A 4,169-nucleotide genomic window follows, 5' to 3' on the forward strand; every position below is an offset into this window, starting at 1 on the left:
TTATAGAATCTCATAGAGTCTTCTCCATTTTGGGTTTCGTTGCCTTCCAGCTTAGTCGAGAGGCTAAGTTGGAGGAGAAGGCTCAATGAGTATCAAAATGTTTAAGAGGGATTCGCAACGCGTGGTATTTTCACCATGCGTAGGTTTTTGTTTGTGGAGTGATGTTCGATATCTTCGGTGTTGCGTTGCTCAAACTTTAACAGGGCGTAAGCTCTCAAAGCACGTTAAATGAAAATCTTGGACCACTATTGCCATTTTTTGAAAAACTACTTTTAGAGCAAGGTGTTTATTTAGGTTCACTAGTTTATAAACCTCAGGCACTCAGTGGCTCAAAGAATTAATAAACGACTATGGCTTAAAGATACTTTCTCTAACGTGTTTCTGCCCAACAGCAATTTACACGGTAAGAAATAAAAAAGCCCCGTGTAACCCAAGGCTGTCAAGCGGGCTAAACGGGGCAAACAGAGCGAGTAGGAAAACTGCTCTGCGATGGTGTCCGGAAACGACAATTAGAAATCGCCTCCGAGATAAATTCTAGGAATTTTCCAGCTTGCTTTGTCAGCGAAATGTCACGACTGTTTACCATGCAGACAAGCTTATTTTTTATTTTTGAACAATAGCTTAGAAAGCCAGCGGGCATTGTAGGAATGAGCTGAAATGCCTGACGGAGAGTACAAAAAAAGCTCGCAATATAAGCGAGCTTTTTTTGTCAATTAAACGCAGGATTAGTGCTTGCGCTGTGGGCCGTGACGAACGATGTCTTTACCGTGTTCGTAAACGTGTTGAGAAACCCAACGGCCAAGAACTAGCTGATGCTTGTCATCTAGTACTGCAACAAATGGACGACCATCTGTGTTGGTTGTCGCTAATGCTACGCCAGCGACGCCTTCAAGACCTAGCGCGCCACTTTCAATTAGGTGTAGGAAAGCTTCTAGCTCTTCCAATGTTTCGATAACGTGATTATCAATGTTCATTGTCTTCAATCTCTTTGAATTGCAGATGTTCAATGGTCGCGTACTCTACCTAACTTACCATTAGAAACCAAGTGAGGATTTGCTCGGCAGAACATGGCCTCGCAAGTTCAAGATAGGGCTTGACTCTAATTTTACGCCAAATGTGAGTCACAAGTTTGGGTAGACCACCGCCGTGATGCGATAATACTTGGCTTTGTGACACTAAGTTATTGTAAATTCGAGTCTCAACCATTGAGTTTTACTATCAAGAGAAAATAGCCCGATGAAGAAAGTGTTAATGACAGGTTTTGAACCGTTTGGTGGTGAATCCATCAACCCTGCTTTAGAAGCAGTAAAGCGACTTGATGGCAAAAAACTCGATGGTGGTGAGGTGATGATTTGCCAAGTACCCGTAACACGTTATGAATCTATCGATACCGTGGTTAATGCGATTGAGCAATATCAGCCAGACATTGTGATTACAGTAGGGCAGGCAGCTGGGCGTGCAGCAATTACGCCGGAACGTGTGGCGATCAATATGGATGATTTCCGCATTCCTGATAATGGTGGCCATCAACCCATTGACGAGCCGGTAATCCTAGATGGCCCAGACGCCTACTTTACCACGCTACCCATTAAGGCGATCACGAGCGCTTTGCACAAGGCAAGTATTCCATGCCAAGTCTCGAACACGGCAGGGACATTTGTGTGTAATCACCTATTTTATGGCATTCAGCATTATTTACGCGATAAATCGGTTCGACATGGTTTTGTGCATATTCCTCTTTTACCCGAGCAAGACGCTTCCGGTAATCAGCCAACGATGTCATTGGATGTGATTGTGGAAGGGTTAGCGTTGTTAGCTCAAGCCGTGATCGATAACGAATCTGACATAGAGGTCACTGCCGGACAAATTTGTTAAACAGTACAACAAGCTCAAGTCTTTACGCCAACACCGAGCGATGAACGAGCTCGGTGTTTTTGTATCTGTTAAGTCGCTCAAATTTTGTGGAGTATGAAAGGAGTAGCATTGAGGCGTGAAGTGGAGAAGTAATACTGTCTCACTTTGATCTCTCGTTCAAATAAGGCGAACTATCATGAAAAGCAATAGAAGTAAGATCATTGCGCTTTCCTCTGCGGTTGTTTTCGCTTTGGCTATTGCCGCTTTAAAATTTGAAAACACCCTCGGACTGCTTCCTATCCTTGTAGCGATTGTCGCGTTCTTTACTTGTGTGATTCACACCAGCATGCACCTTTCTGGTGTCACAAATGCCGATGCGTTCGGTTATTACCAACAAGCTCAACAGACAAAAGCGGAAGCGCTGCATAAAGGCTTAGACCCTCGCGATAAAAAGCGTTGAAGCATGTCACATTCTCCGTATACTTTGGACAAGCATTAAAGCACAAGCTTGTCGGAGAAGAGCATGTCACATCGAGTACCTACTAACATACTGACGGGATTTCTTGGCGTCGGTAAAACCACGACTATCCTGAACTTACTGAAAAACAAACCAGAAAATGAAAACTGGGCGGTGTTGGTGAATGAGTTTGGTGAGATAGGTATCGATGGTGCGATGATGACTGACCAAGGTGCAATGATCAAAGAAGTACCGGGTGGCTGCATGTGCTGCACGGCAGGCGTACCTATGTCTGTTGGTATCACGGCTTTGTTGCGCCAGAACCCAGATCGTCTTCTTATTGAACCAACGGGCTTGGGCCATCCAAAGCAAGTGGTTGCTACACTAACCTCTGAGCAGTACCAGCCGTACGTGGATCTTAAAGCAACGATTGCGCTGGTGGACCCGCGTAACCTAAATAACGAGAAGTACCTTTCTAATAAAAACTTTGTCGACCAGCTTGATAGCGCAGATGTGGTCATCGGAAGCAAAGTTGACCTGTGTACAAGCCACGATATCGATGTGTTCAACGACTGGGTGACTGATCAAACGCCTTCGAAAGTGTTCAGCAAGCTGATTCACGACGGTGACTTGCCAATTGAAGTGTTGGACATTGAACGTGTGCACGGCAGTGCTTCTTCTCATATTGAAGCACATCATCATGACCACGCTCACCAAGAGCCTCAATTCCAACTGCCACCGGGTGAAGCGTTTATCCGTAAAGAGAATAAAGGACAGGGTTACTTCAGCTGCGGTTGGTTGTTTGGCGCGGAATACTCGTTCAACTTTGATCAACTGTTCTCTATGCTATCTGAGCTAACGGCTGAACGTGTCAAAGCGGTGATGAACACTGACCAAGGTTGCTACGCGTTTAACGTTGCTAATGGTGTGGTTTCAGTCAATGAAATGAGCCTGCAGGGCTTTGAATCACGCCTTGAAGTGATTGATTCTCAGTTGATGCCTTGGGATCAGTTGGAAGCGATTCTACTTAAGCTTTGTGGTATCTCAGAATAGACGCCCACTAAGATTGAACAAGGCCTGAGCAAATGCTCGGGTCTTTTTGATTGCTTTTCATTATTGAGACGATAGAAAACTATCATCGTCACAAATCTATCTGTATGTGATTTGTATCACTATAATCGCTGGTTTTCTTACTGCATGAGAAACCGGAGAGCGCTTGAATCCTGCCTTATCTTTCTCAAAACTTAAGTTCTTCTGCCTGCGTTTTGTTGTGATCTTCTTCCTGCTGGTCGCGGTGTTTGGTGCCATCATTCACTACGATACATCTGCGTCTGAAGAAGCGGAAAAGAGCAACATTCGTGTGCAACAAAAAGCGTTGTTACAGGGTAAGAAGCAATACATCGAGTGGGTGATGAGTTCGGTTGTCCGCGAGACTGCATTGTTGGCTGACATTATGTCCGCAAAGCGAGTTTATGAGATTACCGATCTTCCTTTGGATGAGCAGCGCAGTGCACAGCTTTCTCGTTTAAGCTCGATTCTAGAAGCAGTAAGCCAACGAAAAGAAGTTTACGACCAGTTGCGCTACATTGATTTGGAAGGCAATGAAGTTGTGCGAATCAACTTTAATCATGGCCAATCCCAAGTGGTCTCAGAAGGACAACTTCAAAATAAACGTCATCGTTACTATTTCTCAGAAGCGCTTCAACTCGGTTGTCGCAGGATTTATGTTTCGCCTCTGGATTTGAATATGGAACACGGGCAGATTGAAGTGCCCGTTAAGCCGATGATCCGGCTAGCAACGCCCGTGCTAGATGAAAGTGGCAATAAACGCGGTATCGTGGTGGTGAACAGAAGTGGC

4 protein-coding genes and 1 pseudogene are annotated in these 4,169 nt (G+C 44.9%); 4 read left to right on the forward strand and 1 reads right to left on the reverse strand.

What is annotated here, in order from left to right; genetic code table 11:
• Positions 1 to 725 precede the first annotated feature (725 nt).
• Positions 726 to 974, reverse strand: coding sequence for a hypothetical protein (locus KIV40_RS21390; RefSeq protein ID WP_005433595.1), 249 nt, complete (start codon positions 972 to 974; stop codon positions 726 to 728).
• Positions 975 to 1,236: 262 nt separating this feature from the next.
• Here KIV40_RS21390 and pcp point away from each other — a divergent pair, with 262 nt between their 5' ends.
• The 4 genes and pseudogenes from pcp to KIV40_RS21410 all read left to right on the forward strand — a co-directional run.
• Complete coding sequence (pcp, locus tag KIV40_RS21395; protein WP_285351195.1) at positions 1,237 to 1,875, forward strand: pyroglutamyl-peptidase I; 639 nt, start codon at positions 1,237 to 1,239, stop codon at positions 1,873 to 1,875.
• Positions 1,876 to 2,050: 175 nt separating this feature from the next.
• Positions 2,051 to 2,314, forward strand: coding sequence for a hypothetical protein (locus KIV40_RS21400; protein ID WP_038890497.1), 264 nt, complete (start codon positions 2,051 to 2,053; stop codon positions 2,312 to 2,314).
• Between the two features lie 63 nt (positions 2,315 to 2,377).
• Positions 2,378 to 3,364 (forward strand): GTP-binding protein, encoded by a 987-nt coding sequence (locus KIV40_RS21405; protein ID WP_285351197.1) that lies wholly within the window; start codon positions 2,378 to 2,380, stop codon positions 3,362 to 3,364.
• Between the two features lie 163 nt (positions 3,365 to 3,527).
• Positions 3,528 to 4,169, forward strand: a pseudogene (locus KIV40_RS21410) (GGDEF domain-containing protein); the annotation flags it as partial.

This window comes from Vibrio sp. D173a (assembly GCF_030248475.1).

What these genes read in the sequence shown, in the direction of transcription:
- pcp (WP_285351195.1), top strand. Translation starts at nt 1,237, where the DNA reads ATGAAGAAAGTGTTAATGACAGGTTTTGAACCGTTTGGTGGTGAATCC.
- KIV40_RS21405 (WP_285351197.1), top strand. Translation starts at nt 2,378, where the DNA reads ATGTCACATCGAGTACCTACTAACATACTGACGGGATTTCTTGGCGTC.
- KIV40_RS21390 (WP_005433595.1), bottom strand. Translation starts at nt 974, where the DNA reads ATGAACATTGATAATCACGTTATCGAAACATTGGAAGAGCTAGAAGCT.
- KIV40_RS21400 (WP_038890497.1), top strand. Translation starts at nt 2,051, where the DNA reads ATGAAAAGCAATAGAAGTAAGATCATTGCGCTTTCCTCTGCGGTTGTT.